10 protein-coding genes are annotated in these 14,336 nt (G+C 72.6%); 2 read left to right on the top strand and 8 right to left on the bottom strand.

Features of this window, described 5'->3' with window-relative positions; genetic code table 11:
* Positions 1-25: 25 nt before the first annotated feature.
* Complete coding sequence (locus OG736_RS30515; RefSeq protein ID WP_327185225.1) at positions 26-3,175, bottom strand: putative bifunctional diguanylate cyclase/phosphodiesterase; 3,150 nt, start codon at positions 3,173-3,175, stop codon at positions 26-28.
* Positions 3,176-3,589: 414 nt separating this feature from the next.
* Positions 3,590-4,543 (bottom strand): 2-hydroxyacid dehydrogenase, encoded by a 954-nt coding sequence (locus OG736_RS30510; RefSeq protein WP_327185224.1) that lies wholly within the window; start codon positions 4,541-4,543, stop codon positions 3,590-3,592.
* Positions 4,544-4,619: 76 nt separating this feature from the next.
* Between OG736_RS30510 and OG736_RS30505 the strand changes: the two genes are divergently transcribed.
* Both OG736_RS30505 and OG736_RS30500 read left to right on the top strand, forming a co-directional pair.
* Positions 4,620-5,615 carry an aldo/keto reductase gene (locus OG736_RS30505; RefSeq protein WP_327185223.1) on the top strand — a complete coding sequence of 332 codons (996 nt, stop codon included), beginning with the start codon at positions 4,620-4,622 and terminating at the stop codon, positions 5,613-5,615.
* 101 nt (positions 5,616-5,716) lie between these two features.
* Positions 5,717-6,877 (top strand): PQQ-dependent sugar dehydrogenase, encoded by a 1,161-nt coding sequence (locus OG736_RS30500; RefSeq protein WP_327185222.1) that lies wholly within the window; start codon positions 5,717-5,719, stop codon positions 6,875-6,877.
* A gap of 6 nt (positions 6,878-6,883) precedes the next feature.
* On the opposite strand, the gene OG736_RS30495 is transcribed toward OG736_RS30500, so the two are convergent.
* The 6 genes from OG736_RS30495 to OG736_RS30470 form a co-directional block, all read right to left on the bottom strand.
* On the bottom strand, positions 6,884-7,063 hold the full coding sequence (locus tag OG736_RS30495) for a DUF6191 domain-containing protein (RefSeq protein WP_327185221.1): 180 nt from the start codon (positions 7,061-7,063) through the stop codon (positions 6,884-6,886).
* Positions 7,064-7,135: 72 nt separating this feature from the next.
* Positions 7,136-10,192: a helix-turn-helix transcriptional regulator gene (locus tag OG736_RS30490; RefSeq protein WP_327185220.1), complete on the bottom strand. Its 3,057-nt coding sequence runs from the start codon at positions 10,190-10,192 to the stop codon at positions 7,136-7,138.
* Between the two features lie 95 nt (positions 10,193-10,287).
* Complete coding sequence (locus tag OG736_RS30485) at positions 10,288-10,494, bottom strand: hypothetical protein (protein WP_327185219.1); 207 nt, start codon at positions 10,492-10,494, stop codon at positions 10,288-10,290.
* Between the two features lie 196 nt (positions 10,495-10,690).
* Positions 10,691-11,284, bottom strand: coding sequence for a hypothetical protein (locus OG736_RS30480; RefSeq protein WP_327185218.1), 594 nt, complete (start codon positions 11,282-11,284; stop codon positions 10,691-10,693).
* 35 nt (positions 11,285-11,319) lie between these two features.
* On the bottom strand, positions 11,320-11,895 hold the full coding sequence (locus tag OG736_RS30475; protein WP_327185217.1) for a GNAT family N-acetyltransferase: 576 nt from the start codon (positions 11,893-11,895) through the stop codon (positions 11,320-11,322).
* Positions 11,873-14,101 carry an MMPL family transporter gene (locus tag OG736_RS30470; RefSeq protein WP_327185216.1) on the bottom strand — a complete coding sequence of 743 codons (2,229 nt, stop codon included), beginning with the start codon at positions 14,099-14,101 and terminating at the stop codon, positions 11,873-11,875. The genes OG736_RS30475 and OG736_RS30470 overlap by 23 nt, the downstream gene beginning before the upstream one ends.
* Positions 14,102-14,336: the final 235 nt, after the last annotated feature.

The raw sequence follows: 14,336 nt of genomic DNA, 5'->3' as shown, positions 1-14,336 counted from the left end.
CCCTCCCCCCGGCGCGCACCGACTGTCAAGTGGGTGGGACGGGAGTCTCATTATGTGAGCGAAGGGCACTTCCGCTCCCCAGGACGGCCGTGACTCCGCCGGCGACACCTCCGGCGTGGACACCACTGGTGTACACCCCCGCGCCGCCGCCCGCGAACGCGGGCTCGGCCGGTCCGTGCGGCACCGGATAGCGGCCGGTCGCGAGGGCCCGGCGCAGCCGGTACTCGTCGAGCGGCCCGGAGAACGCCATCCCCTGGCCGTGCGTACAGCCCATCGCGCGCAGGGCGACCACCTGCTCGGGCAGATCCACGCCCTCGGCGACGGACTGGAGCCCGAGGTCGGTGGCGATCCGCAGCAGCCCGCTGGTGATCTTGTGCAGCCGCGCGGACTCGACGACCCCCTCGACGAGCGAGCGGTCCAGCCTGAGTACGTCGACGGGGAGTCTCCGCAGCGCCGTGAGGGCCGCGTAGCCGCTGCCGAAGCCGTCTAGGGCGATCCGCACCCCGAGGCGCCGCAGCGCCCCCAGGCGGCGCTCCAGCTCGTCCAGCGGCACCCTCGGGTCGGTGTCGGACAGCTCCACCACCAGGGATCCCGACGGCAGCCCGTGCCGGGTCAGCAGCGCCTCCACGGAGCCCAGCGGCATCGACCGGTCCAGCAGCCGCCGGGCGCCCATCCGCACGACCACCGGCAGGGTGAGCCCGCTCGCGGCCCGGTCGGCGGCCTGCTCGACGGCCTCCTCCAGCACCCAGCGCCCCAGCTCGGCCGTCTTGTCGCTGTCCTCCGCGACCCGCAGGAACTCGGCGGGCGTGAAGAGCACCCCCTGCGAGGAGCGCCAGCGGGCCTGTGCGGCGACCGACGAGATCCGGCCGTCCTCCAGGCGCACCACGGGCTGGTGCAGCAGCGCGAACTCGCCGTCGTGCAGCGCGGCACGCAGCCGCGTGGCCAGCTCCGCCTTGCGTACGACGTCCTGCTGCATCTGCGGCTTGTACAGCTCCACCCGGCCCTTGCCGCCCGCCTTGGCGCGGTACATGGCGAGGTCGGCGTTGCGCAGCAGCTCACCGGCGCCCAGCCCGGCTTCGGCGAAGGCGACGCCGATGGAGGCGGCGACACGGACCTCGTTGCCGTCGATGAGGTACGGCTGCGACAGCGTGAGCCTGAGACGGTCGGCGAGTTCCACTATGTGGCGTTCCCGGGCGGTGCGGTCGCGGGTGCCGTCGCCGACGATCAGGGCCGCGAACTCGTCGCCGCCCAGTCGGGAGGCGGTGTCTCCCTTGCGGACCGCGTCCTGGAGCCTGCGCGCGGCCTGGACCAGCAGTTCGTCACCGGCCGCGTGGCCGATCGTGTCGTTGACGGCCTTGAAACCGTCGAGGTCGATGAAGAGCACCGCCGTGTTGCGCAGGGCGGGGCCCCGGTCGGAACTGCGGCGGCCGGACAGGGCCTGCTGGACGCGCCGGGTGAACAGCGCGCGGTTGGGCAGGTCGGTGAGCGGGTCGTGTTCGGCGTTGTGCTGGAGCTGCGCCTGGAGCCGCACCCGCTCCGTCACGTCCCGGCTGTTGAAGATCAGGCCGCCGTGATGGCGGTTGACGGTCGACTCGACATTGAGCCAGCCTCCCCCACTCTCGGCTTCGCTCGAGCGGGAGGTGCCCCCATCGCCGGAGCGGAAGCGGCACTCGATGCGCGTGGTGGGTTCCTCCTGGGGGCTGGCGGCGAGGAAGCGGCGCACCTCGTGCACCACGCAGCCCAGGTCCTCGGGGTGGATGAGGTCGGCCAGTTCGGAACCCACCAGGTCCTCGGCCGGCCGGCCGTAGACCCCGGCGGCGGCCGGGGAGACGTAGCGCAGGACACCGCTGGGCGCGGCGATCATGATGACGTCGCTGGAGCCCTGCACCAGGGAGCGGAAGTGGTTCTCCTTCTGCGCCAGTTCCTGGGTGAGGGTGATGTTGTCGAGCAGCATGATCCCCTGGCGCACCACGAGGGCGAGCACGACCGTGCCGCCGGTCAGCAGCACCACGCGGTCGACGCTGCGGCCGTTGAGGACGTTGTAGAGGATGCCCAGGGTGCAGACGGCGGCGGCGAGATAGGGCGTGAGGGCGGCCAGGGAGCCGGTGATGGGCCGGGTGACCGGAAACCGGCTGTGATCACCTCCCTGGGGAGGCGTCTGGTCGGGGCGCTGGGCGGAGGTCTGCGCGGAGGTCTGGCCGGATGTCCGCGCGGACACGGCGGCCACCGTGCGCGACGGCCTCTGGGTGCGGCGCCCCGTGGGGCGCGGGCCGGGTACGTGTTCGTGCACCACACGCGTGTGCCCCTCATCCGCGGCCGACCGTTGCCGGCGGGAGGCGGCCCAGGGCGCGTACGCCAGGAGCAGCGAGCCCGCGAACCAGCCCGCGTCGAGGAGCTGGCCCGAGCGGTAGTTGTTGTGCAGCAGCGGCGAGGTGAACAGGGCGTCGCACATGACGGTCAGCGCGAGCGCGCCGACGGCCGTGTTGACCGCCGTGCGGTTCACCGCCGTGCGCCGGAAGTGCAGCACCAGCACCATGCTCACCAGGGCGATGTCGAGCAGCGGGTACGCGAGCGACAGCGCTGCGTGCGCCACGCTCGGTCCGTCGAACTTCGCCGCCTGGGCGAGCGCGAGGCTCCAGGACAGGGTGAGCAGCGAGCCGGCGATCAGCCAGGCGTCCAGGGCCAGGCAGACCCAGCCCGCCTTCGTCATGGGCCGGGCGGCGAGCACGAGCAGCCCCACGATGGCGGGGGGTGCGAAGCACAGGAAGAACAGGTCGGCGAAGCTGGGGCTGGGCACGGGCCGCCCCAGGACCACCTCGTACCAGCCCCAGACCAGGTTGCCGAGGGCCGCCATCGCCGAGGAGATCGAGAACAGCAGCCAGGCGGGTCGAAAACGGACGCGGCGGCTGCGCGCGTAGAGGAAGCAGGAGACGGCGGCGGTGCCCGCCGCCGCGGTCAGCCCGAAGTCGCCCATGATCAGTGCGAGTCGGTCGGAGCCCCAGCCGAGCGCGGAACCGACGGCGTATCCCGCGCACAGGAGGGCGAGCAACATCTGATGGACCAGGGTGGTCCCGGGGCCGCCGGCGGACGGCGGCGCGGTACGCGGTGTCCCCGTCGAGGGCTGCGTCCGCAGCGCTCCGTCGAGGAGGGGCGTGGAGGTCGGCGGCGGACTCACCGCGTCCTCCCGGTCCGCGTCACTCCCGGATCCCTCGGGTCCCGGACCGCCGGTGGCGCGTGCTTCCCGTGGCCGCCGCCGCACCGGTGGCGGTGATGACCTGGGTGAGTGCCGTGACCGTGTCGGCGCGTGGTGGAGCGCCAGGGTCGCCGCCGGCGGTTCCGCCGCGTCGGATCGTTCGTCCATAGGCCGTGCATCGCCCGTCGCCCCCCTCGCAAGTCTGAAATGTCCATCCCTGACGCCGAACGTGCGCGGCGTAGCCCCTGTCGGGACGATACACCAGACTCGTCACTCAGGGACATAGTTCCTCTACGCTGCGTGACGATCATCGGCATATGCGCCCGGAAGAGGTACGGACCGCGTCCGGAGGACTGCGGAGGGTGCTGGAGCGGGACTGCAGGAGCGCCCCGGCCGTCACGATCCGTTCGCCGTGCCCGTAGTGAGGATCACGTTGCGCAGTGGCTCCCGGTTCACGAAGCGGCCCAACTGGTCCACCAGCAGGCGCACGGCGCGGGGCAGGAAGGCGGAGGTGGGCCCGCCGACGTGCGGGCTGACGAGGACGCCCGGCGCGCTCCACAACGGGTGACCCGGGGGCAGGGGCTCGGGGTCGGTGACGTCCAGCGCCGCGGTGAGGCGCCCGCTCTCCACCTCGGTGAGCAGGGCCTTGGTGTCGACGACCCCGCCGCGGGCCACGTTCACGAGCAGCGCGCCGTCCTTCATCCGGGCCAGGAACTCGGCGTCGACCAGGCCGAGGGTGCTGTCGTTCAGGGGCGTGCACAGGATGACGACGTCCGCTTCGGGGAGCAGGGCGGGAAGTTCGGCGATCGGATGCACGGGGCCGCGCGCCGTCGTGCGCCAGGAGCGCGCGACGCGCGCCACCCGCGCCACCTCGAAGGGCACGAGCCGGTCCTCGATGGCGGAGCCGATGGAGCCGTACCCGACGATGAGCACGTTCTTGTCCGCGAGCGCGGGCCGGAACCCGCTGAGCCACTCCCCCCGGTCCTGGGCCCGGACGAAGTCGGGGATCCCGCGCAGCGACGCGAGGACCAGGGTGAGCGTGAGCTCGGCCGTGCTCGCCTCGTGCACCCCGCGCGCGTTGCACAGCCGCACGCCGGGACGCAGCGACGCGAGGGCCGGCACCACGTGGTCGATGCCGGCGGACAGGGTCTGGACGACCTCCAGTGAGGTCATCGCGGGCAGCGGCCGCTGCCCGAGGCCGGCGGGCTTCATGTAGGGGACGACGTAGAAGACGCAGTCGGCCGGGTCTGCCGGAAAGTCCTCCTCACCGTTCCAGAAACGGTAGTTCGGCCCCTCCGGGAGGCCCTCGATCTCTTCCGCGGGGATGGGAAGCCAGACGTCAGCGCTCATGGTCAGGAGGCTATGTCAGGTACGCGCGCGTGCAGAGGTTAGGTTGGGGGCTCGGGAGAGGGAGGGTCACGGGCAGGTGGAGCGCAGGACGATCGGCGCGGGGGCGCTCGAGGTGGGTGCCGTCGGTCTCGGGTGCATGCCGATGAGCTGGGCGTACAGCGGGTCGCGGCAGCGGGGCGACGAGTCGCTCCGGGCGGTGCACCGGGCGCTGGACGCGGGTTCGTCCCTGCTGGACACCGCCGACATGTACGGCCCGTTCACCAACGAGCTGCTGGTGGGGCGGGCGTTGAAGGAGCGGCGCGAGGACGCGTTCGTGTCGACGAAGGTCGGTCTGCTCGTCGGTGAGCAGCACATCGTGGCCAACGGCCGACCGGGGTATGTGAAGCGGGCCTGTGACGCCTCGCTCCGGCGCCTCCAGACGGACGTCATCGACCTCTACCAGTTGCACCGGGCCGATCCCGAGGTCCCGGTCGAGGAGACCTGGGGCGCGATGGCCGAGCTCGTCCGGGCGGGCAAGGTGCGGGCACTGGGGCTGTGCGCGGTGGGTGCCCGAGGTGGTCGACGCTCCGGCGGCCTGTACGACGGAACGATTCGCCAGTTGCGGCGCGTCCAGCAGGTCTTCCCGGTGAGCGCCGTGGAGGCGGAGCTGTCGGTGTGGTCGCCCGAGGCGCTGGACACCCTGCTGCCCTGGTGCGAGGCGCGTGGCGTGGGCTTCCTGGCGGCGATGCCGCTAGGCAACGGCTTCCTCACCGGCACGCTCACTCCCGGCCAGGGCTTCGAACCGGACGACATGCGCGCCCGGCACCCCCGTTTCACCGCCGAGATGATGGCCGCGAACCAGCCGATCGTCGTCGGTCTGCGCCGGGTCGCCGCCCGGCACGGCGAGGCCGTGACGGCCGCGCAGGTGGCGCTGGCCTGGGTGCTGGCACAGGGCCGGCACGTGATCCCGGTCCCGGGCGCCAAGCAGGAACGCTGGGTGACGGAGAACGCGGCCGCGGCCGGCCTGCGTCTGACGCCGCAGGATCTGACGGAGGTGGCGGAGCTGCCCGGGGCACAGGGATCGTGGGAGTAGTCCCGCTTTCGGGTCGCGATGGCCCGGATCGGGAACCCGTGGGGCGTGAACGGCGTAGGACAGGTGAAGCCCGCCGCAGGAACCGCCGTGTCGAAGGGACCATGATCGTGCAACGTCGAGCTGTTTCAGCCGTGTTGGCCGCGAGTGCTCTGCTGGTGACGGGCGGCTGCTCCGCCGATGCCGGGGGGTCCCCGGGCGCCTCGGCCAGTGCGGCCCCGAGCAGTACGGCGGCCCAGGTCTCCCCGTCCGCAGAGGAGACCCCGCCCGCGAAGGGCACGGTCAAGGTGGTGCGCACGGTCGCCGAGGGCCTGAACACGCCCTGGGGCCTCGCACCCCTCCCCGAGGGCGGCCTCCTGGTCGCCTCACGCGACGAGGGCACGATCACCCGGGTGGACGCGGAGACGGGCAAGAAGACCGAGCTGGGCGAGGTGCCGGGGGTCTCGGCGGCCGGCGAGGGCGGCCTGCTGGGCCTCGCCCTCTCCCCCGACTACGCGTCGGACCACATGGTCTACGCCTACTTCACCTCGGCCTCGGACAACCGCGTCGTCCGGATGATCTACGACCCCGCGCGGCCCGCCGGCGACCAGCTGGGCGCGCCCGACACGGTCTTCAAGGGCATACCCAAGGGCATGATCCACAACGGTGGCCGGATCGCCTTCGGTCCCGACCGGCTGCTCTACGTCGGCACCGGCGAGAGCGGCGACCGGGGCCTGGCCCAGGACAAGAAGTCCCTCGGCGGCAAGATCCTCCGGCTGACCCCGGAGGGCGAACCGGCCCCCGGCAACCCGTTCCCGGACTCCGCGGTGTACTCGTACGGACACCGCAATGTGCAGGGGCTCGCCTGGGATTCCAAGCAGCGCCTGTTCGCCGCGGAGTTCGGCCAGGACACCTGGGACGAACTGAACGCGATCGTGCCGGGCGCCGACTACGGCTGGCCGACGGCCGAGGGCAGGTCCGAGGACACGAAGTTCCGGAACCCGACAGCCCAGTGGCACACCGACGACGCCTCGCCCAGCGGTATCGCCTACGCCGAGGGCTCCGTCTGGATGGCGGGACTGAAGGGGCAGCGTCTGTGGCGCATCCCGCTGAAGGGCACGGCGGCCTCGGCGGACCCGCAGGCCTTCCTCCAGGGCGACTACGGCCGGCTGCGCACGGTGGTGTCCGCGGGCGGCGACAAGCTCTGGGTCACCACCAGCAACACGGACGGCCGGGGCGACCCGAAGAAGGGGGACGACCGGATCCTGGAGCTGGAGGTGAGCTGAGCTGCGTCACCCGTCCTCCGCCGCCGGCTCGGAGGGCCGCACCACGACCTTTCCGGACGCCAGGTCTATCGGCCCGTGCCCGGGATCGCCGTCGCCGACGTCCTCCCGGGTCAGTTCCAGCCGGTTCTGCTCGTCCCGGGTGTGCTTGCGGCCCGGCGCGAAGAGGTCCTCGAATGCGTTGAACATCGTTCTCCCATGCCGGGCCGGATCACGGTCGGTGGCCTGTACGGCTTCCTCCCTGGTGGCTGGCCTGCCCCATTATCGCGCGATCAGCCGTTCTTCGGCCCCCGGCGGGAAGAGCCCCAGCCGGTGGGCCACCGCCGCCGCCTCACCGCGGCCCGAGACGTCGAGCTTGGACAGGATGTTCGAGACATGGACGCTCGCCGTCTTCGGGGAGATGAAGAGCACCTCGGCGATCTGCCGGTTGGTGCGGCCGGCCGAGACCAGGCGCAGCACGTCGCGCTCCCGGCTGGTCAGGCCCAGCGTGGCCAGCGGGTCGGTGGGGTCGGCCGGGGTGTCCGGCGGGCCCGCGACGGGGGTCAGGGACAGCCTGGCACGCCGGCCGAGCAGGGTCACGGCTTCGGTGAGAGGGCGGGCGCCGAGGTGCGCGGCGACCGCGTGCACGAGGCGCAGCAGCTCCGCGGCCCGGTCGCGCTCGTCGTCGCCGCCGACGGAGAGAAGGGCCTCGGCCAGGCGGTGCCGGGTGCGGGCGAGGTCGTAGGGCCGTTCCAGGCACTCGAAGGCGGCGACCACCTCGGACCAGTCCTCCGGGTCGGTCCGACCCTCGGCGCGCAGGAGCTCCGCGCGGACCCAGCGTTCGTGGGCCTGCCAGACGGGGGCGACGGTGGCGAGCCGCCGGGCGGCCGCCCGGATGCGGTCGAGGAGGTCGGTGCGGCCGGCGTCGGCGGCGGGGGTCGCACGGGCGTCGCCCTCGGCGGAGGCCGCGGCGAGCAGCAGGGGCCAGGCGTAGCGCTGGGTGCCGGGCCGGAAGTCGCGGTCGTGGGCGCGGGCGAGGTGGGCGCGGGCGTCCAGGGGGCGGCCCTGGGCCGCGGCGATTCCGATGGCGAGGCGGGCGAGGGGGAGGTGGTTCTGCGGGGCGTGTTCGTGGGAGCCGAAAAAGCCCTGTGCCGCGACCAGTTGACGGTCGGCCTCGGCGAGGTCGCCGCGGGCGAGGGCGAGTTCGGCGAGGAGGCCGGCGTGGAAGCCTCGGACCGCCACACCCCGGCCCACCCTTCCGGCGGCGGCGCAGGCCCGGTCGGCCTCGTCCCAGCGACCCAGGGAGAGGAGGGATTCGGCGAGGTTGCCCCATACCCACGCCTCGGCGTCGGGCGGTCCGTGCCGCTTGGCGAAGGCGAGGCCCTCCTCCAGGATCGGCACGGCCTCCCGGGAGCGGCCGATCCCCTCCAGTTCGGAGGGGAGGTTGACGTACGCGTTCAGCGCGACGGAGGGAGTGTCCTCGGCGAGCGCCTGTTCCCTGACCTCGTGCAGCTCCGCGAGACCGGCCTCGATGTGGCCGGCGTCGACCATGAGGACGCCGAGGACCTGGCGGGCGTCGAGCTCGGTCTCGCGGGCGCCGACCAGGCGGGCGTACTCCACGGCCCGCTCGGCGGCTCCATAGGCCTCGGGTCCCGGGACGTGCACCAAGGACCAGCAGGCGATGTGGGTGAGCAGTTCGGCGTGCACCTCGTTGGGCGGCAGACCGCGCAACAGCTCCTCGGCCCTGGCCAGTTCCTCGCGGCCGCCGCCCCGGCCCAGGGAGTGCGTCAGCCGGGAGCGCTGCACCCAGAACCAGGCGGAGCGCAGCGGATCGTCCTCGTCCTCCAGCAGGCGCAGCGCCCGCCTGGTGATCTTCAGGGCGCGTTCGCGTTCCCCGCAGTAGCGGCCGGCGACGGCGGCCTCGGCCATCAGGTCGAGGTAGCGCAGCGGTGTGGTGGCCGGATCGCAGCCGCAGGGGGGATAGGCCTCCGTGTGGTCGACGGGGCGCAGGGCGGCCCGGATGTCCTCGGGCACCGTCTCCCACAGCTCCATCGCCCGTTCCAGAAGCCGCAGTTGCTCGCTGTAGGCGCGTCGGCAGCGGGCCTCGACGGAGGCGTCCAGGACGGCGGGGAGCGCCTTCGCCGGGTCGTGGGCGTGGTACCAGTAGCTGGCCAGTCGCATGACGCGTTCGTCGGCGGGGACGAGGGCCGGGTCGGCCTGGAGGGCCTCGGCGTAGCGGCGGTTGAGGCGGGCGCGTTCGCCGGGGAGCAGATCGTCGCTCACGGCCTCGCGGACCAGGGAGTGGCGGAACCGGTAGCCGTCGCCTTCGGGGGTGGTGAGCAGGATGTTGGCGCCGACGGCGGCGCGCAGTGCCTCGATGAGGTCGTCCTCGGCGAGCCGGGCGACGGCGTCGAGCAGCCGGTACTCGACGGTGGAGCCGCCCTCGGCGATGATCCGGGCGACTTTCTGGGCGCTCTCGGGCAGCGCCTCGACCCGGACGAGCAGCAGGTCGCGCAGGGTGTCGGTGAGGCCGGTGCAGCAGCCTTCGTACGCCGCCACCGCGAGCTCCTCGACGAAGAAGGCGTTGCCGTCGGAGCGTTCGAAGATGTCGTCGACCTGGGCGGAGTCGGGTTCGGCGGCGAGGATGCCGGCGACCTGACGGCAGACCTCGTCACGGGTGAAGCGGGCGAGTTCGAGGCGCTGGACGGTGCGCAGCCGGTCGAGTTCGGCGAGCAGGGGGCGCAGCGGATGACGGCGGTGGATGTCGTCGGCGCGGTAGGTGGCGAGGACGACGAGACGGCCGGTGCGCAGGGTGCGCAGCAGATAGGACAGCAGATGGCGGGTGGAGGCGTCGGCCCAGTGCAGGTCCTCCAGGGCGACCACGACCGTGCGCTCGGCGGCAACGTGTTCCAGGAGGCGGGCGGTGAGTTCGAAGAGGCGGGCCATGCCCTCCTCGTCGTGGCGTCGTCCGGGGGCCGTCTCCCGCAGTTCGGGCAGCAGCCGGGCGAGTTCCTCCTCCTGGCCGGCCGCGGCGGCGGCCAGTTCGTCCGGCAGGGCCCGGCGCAGGGCGCGCAGTGCGGTGGAGAACGGGGCGAACGGCAGTCCGTCGGCGCCGATCTCGACACAGCCGCCGAGCGCGACGACGGCGCCCCCGCGGTGGGCGGTGGCGGCGAACTCCTCGACGAGTCTGGTCTTGCCGACCCCGGCCTCACCGCCGATGAGCAGCGCCTGTGGCTCTCCCGCGGCGGCGCGGGAGAGCGCGTCGTTCAGGGTGTGCAACTCGTCGGCTCGACCGACGAAGACGGGGCTGACGGACCGGGTCTCCACGGGGGCGAGCATCGCACGCGGGTGGGAGGCCGGCCCAGCGGATATCGCCGTGGCTCCGGCGGGAGGGCGGCCGACCCCCGTGCGGCCGCCCTCCCCCGCCCCCGCGTTCACGCCGGCCGGGCGAACCGGAGCCGATCGAGGAGATGGGTATGCGACTCGCTCCCGGCGCCGCCGTCCGCCCGCTCGGCGGCGCGATCGGCGGCCTCGCGGCGGGCGGCGCGACGACCGCGTACCACCTCGCGGGCCAGTCGCTCGTGCTCGGCCCGGCGGCGCAGTTCGGCGGAGCGGGCCTGCTGAAGCTCGTACTCGTACATGGTGTGTCCCCTGAGAGGTCGGTTGTTCCGGCTTCGCTTTTCGCGATGCCTCAACCTTCGTCTCCCAGGGGGGTCCGCCACATCGGGAGAGTTCCGCATCTTCGGCGGCGGACGGCGCCTTAGACGCGGCTGAGGGGCCTTAGGACGTCCGTGAATGACTCACGGTCGTCTAAGACCCCTCGTGACCTGCGGGTACTCAGCTCGCGGACGGCAGTCCGAGCAGGGCGTCGGTGTACTTGAGCACGGCCAGCAGCAGGCCGATGACGCCGAGCGCGACGCCGGCCCAGGAGACGGACTTGATCCAGGGGGCCTGCGGCCTGCCGGGGGCGCCGAAGGCGGGCCGGGCCAGGACGACCACACCGATGATCAGCGCGGTCAGCGCGAAGAAGCCGGCCCACAGCGCGGTGGTCTGCCAGGCATCGCCGTAGACCTCCTTGATCTGGGTGGCCACACTGGCGCTCGACGTGGTCTGGAGCTGTCCGACCAGCGTCTCGCGGGCGGCGGCGACGGTGCCGATCCAGCCGCCGGTGAGCGACACGAGACCGAGCGCGGCGGAGACCACGGCGCCGGCGCCCTGGCCGACACCGGTGGAACCCTCCGCCCTGTCGGCGCCCTCCTCGGCGAGGACCTCGTCACCGTCCTCGGTGTCGTCGGCGGTCGCGTCCTCGACGGCCTCCGCCTGGGTCGCTTCGTCCGGCGCCTCGGTCTTCGTGACGTCCACCTTCTCCTCGTCGCGCTTCGCCTCGGTGCCGGATTCCGTGCCGGCCTCGTCCACAGTCTTCGTTCCCATACCTCGCACCGTACGGACGCTCTCTGAGAGGTCCCTTAATGATCGTTGTGAGCGCCGCGCGCGCGTGCGTCGCGCCACTCCTGGGCGAGCACGGACCACACCTCGAGGTCGTGCCGCACCCCACGATAGGGGTACGCCTGCCGGCGGACGCCGTCGCGGGTCATTCCCAGCCGGCGGGCGACGTCCAGGCTGGGGGTGTTCCCCGCGGAGGCGATCCATTCGACCCGCTGGATCCCGCGCTGCTCCACCGCGAAGTCGATCAGCACCCGCATGGCCCGGGTGACCAGACCGCGCCCGGTACCGGCGGGTTCCAGCCAGCAGCCGACCTCGCAGTTCGCGTCCTCGGCGTCGAAGTTGAGGAAGAGCACACCGCCCACGAGCGTGCCGTCAAGCCACAGGCCGTGCAGCGAGCCGGTGTCGGCGGCGCGCATGTCGGCGTACCTCTGGAGCGCCTCCCGGGCGGTGGCCACGTCGGTGGCCTTCGAGCCGAACGGGACGTACTGGTTGATGAACTCCCTGCCGCGCTCCAGATGCGCCAGGAACTCCTCGGCGTGCCAGGGCTCCAGCGGGCGCAGTTCGGCCCCGTCGTCACCCAGCGATATCGCGTACATCCGGCCGCCGCTCCTTCTCCAGTGCCTGCACCACCTCGGTGAGCCTCTCATGGGCGGCACGGCATTCGGGCGGCTCGATGCTGATCCGCGGCAGGTGCCGGTCGAGCCGGCGGGGCAGCCACCAGTTGGCGCTGCCGAGCAGGTGCATGAGGGCGGGCACCAGCAGCGTCCGGAGAACGAAGGCGTCCAGGGCGACGGCGGCGGCGAGGGCGATGCCGAACATGGCGATCACCCGGTCGCCGCTGAGCACGAAGGCGAGGAAGACCGAGATCATGATGACCGCGGCGGAGTTGATCACCCGGCTCGTCTCGGCGAGGCCGACCCGGACGGCGCGCCGGTTGTCGCCGGTCTCCAGCCACTCCTCGTACATCCGGCTGACCAGGAAGACCTGGTAGTCCATGGAGAGGCCGAACAGCACCGACACCATGATCACGGGGAGGAAGGGCTCGATGGGCCCCGCACGGCCGAGCCCCAGCGCGTCGCTGCCCCAGCCCCACTGGAACACGGCCACCACGATCCCGAAGGCGGCGGCGACGGCGGCCACGTTCATCACGGCGGCCTTGAGCGGTATCCCGACGGACCTGAACGCGAGCAGGAGCAGCAGACAGCCCAGGCCGATGACGACGCCGACGAACAGCGGAAGCTTGCCGACGATGACGTCCGCGAAGTCGTCGTAGCCGGCCGTCACCCCGCCGACGTGCACGTCGAGGGAGGTGCCGGCCTCGGCGCGCGGCAGCACCTCGGTGCGCAGCCGGTCGACGAGGTCGCTGGTGCGCCGCGACTGCGGGGCGGACTCGGGGACGACGGTGAGGTACGCGGTGCGGCCGCCGGAGTCGAAGGTCACCGGTGTCACCGAGGCCACACCCTCGGTGGTGCGCAGGACGGTGTCGAGGTTGTCGAGGGCGAGCCGGTCCTCGGCGCCCTCGACGCGGGTCACCAGGGTCAGCGGTCCGTTGACGCCGGCGCCGAAACCCTCGGCGAGGAGGTCGTAGGCCTGCCGGGTGGTGGCCGATTCGGGCGCGTTGCCCTGGTCGGAGGTGCCCAGTCGGAGGGAGAGGGTGGGCACGGCGAGGACGGCGATGACGACGAGGGCGAACGCGCCGAGCAGCTTGGGCCGGCGCTCCACGAACGCCGACCAGCGGGCGGCGAGTCCGGTCGGCAGCTCCGGCTGGGGTCCGTGTTCGGCGAGCCGGCGGCGTTCGCGGCGGCTGAGGGCGCGCATGCCGATGAAGGACAGCAGGGCGGGCAGCAGCGTCACGGAGGCGGCGACCGTCAGGGCCACGGTCAGGGAGGCGGCGATCGCCACCCCGTTGAGGAAGCTCAGCCGCAGGATCAGCATGCCGAGCAGGGCGATGCACACCGTGGCGCCCGCGAAGACGACCGCGCGTCCGGTGGTGGCGACGGCGCTCGCGGCGGCCTCGGGGACCGTGAGCCCCCGCTTCAGTCCACGCCGGTGTCTGGTCACGATGAACAGCGCGTAGTCGATGCCGACGCCGAGCCCGACGAGCAGTCCGAGCATGGGCGCGAAGTCGGCGACGGTCATGGCGTGTCCGAGCAGCACGACGCCCGCGTAGGCGGTGCCGACGCCGACCAGGGCGGTGGCGATGGGCAGGGCCGAGGCGGCGAGCGAACCGAAGGCGAGGAACAGCACGACCGCGGCGACGACCACGCCGACGACCTCGGCGAGATGCCCGCCGGAGGACTCGGTGAGGGCGATCGCGGAGCCGCCCAGCTCGACCTGGAGGCCGTCGTTCTCGGCGGCTTCGGCGGCGTCGACGACGGCCCGCGCCTCGGCCTCGTCGATGTCCTCGGCGCGGTCCTCGAAGGTGACGGTGGCGTACGCCGTGTGCCCGTCCTCGCTGATCCGCGCCCTGCCCTGGTCGTCGTAGGGGCCGGCGACGGAGGCCACGCCGGGCAGGTCGGCGATCTTCTCCAGCGCGCGGTTCATGCTCTGTTCGACGTCGGCGGCGCGGACGGAGCCCGAGGCGGTGTGCCAGACGACGGTGTCGCTGTCGCCGCCGAGGTCCGGGAAGCCTTCCGTGAGCAGCCGGGTGGCGCGGTCGGACTCGGTGCCGGGGACCTCGTAGTCGTTGGAGTACGCGGAGCCGACGGCGAGTGCGGCGGTCGCGGTGCCACCGAGTGCCAGGAGCCAGATCAGCACCGCCATGAGGCGGTTGCGAACACACCAGCGTGCGAGGGCTGCCACTTGACGTGCTCCCGGAGGGTGACTTGTGGATCTTTGACCGGGAACAGTCGCGCCTGACCTGAACAGCCCGCAAAGAACGTATGAGCGATGTGGGGCCACTCTTACAGGCGAATCTGATCGTTTGCCGCGTTCGTGGTGCTTTTCACAGGAGTGGGAGACAGATCACAGGACAATAACGGCCGCTGTGTCAGGCCTCGTCGGGCACGTGTCCGTCAGGTACCTGTCGGCCGGGCAC

The organism is Streptomyces sp. NBC_01334, from assembly GCF_035983595.1.
Classification (GTDB): Bacteria; Actinomycetota; Actinomycetes; order Streptomycetales; family Streptomycetaceae; genus Streptomyces; species Streptomyces coriariae.
This window is presented reverse-complemented; position numbering and strand designations above follow the sequence as displayed.